Annotated in this window: 1 protein-coding gene; it reads left to right on the top strand. The window is 51.3% G+C overall.

Annotated features, from left to right (window positions below):
• Window positions 1-439, top strand: a 439-nt coding sequence (locus WEIDD23_RS12305) for an ROK family protein (protein WP_156469683.1), incomplete at both ends; no start/stop codon positions are given.

Genomic DNA, 439 nt, shown 5'->3' with positions numbered 1-439 from the left:
CGTGGTTGGTCAGGGTACAACTTTTTGGGCGCCATGACCGAATGGCGCGATATACCATACTATTGGACAACGGATGTGAACGGTTCAGCGTGGGGCGAATTCGTATCAGGCGCTGGTCAGGAAAACGACAACATTCTGTATTTGACGGTTGGCACGGGTATTGGCGCCGGCATTGTGGCCAATGGTCAATTACTGCAAGGTATTTCGCATCCGGAAGCGGGCCACATTATGGTGAATAAGCACCCAATGGACACGTATAAAGGACATTGCCCATTCCACGGCAATCACTGTTTAGAAGGTGTCGCGTCTGGACCGGCAATGGCTGAACGATGGGGTCAACCCGCTAATTTGTTAGATGATGACAGCACAGCCTGGCAACTTGAGGCATTTTACTTGGCTCAGGCGGCCGTGACGTATACTACGATTTTGCGACCAGAAA

It is taken from the genome of Weissella sp. DD23 (assembly GCF_001579105.1).
GTDB lineage: Bacteria > Bacillota > Bacilli > Lactobacillales > Lactobacillaceae > Weissella > Weissella cibaria.
Note: the sequence above shows the minus strand (reverse complement) of the source record. Positions and strands in the feature narration are given on the sequence as shown.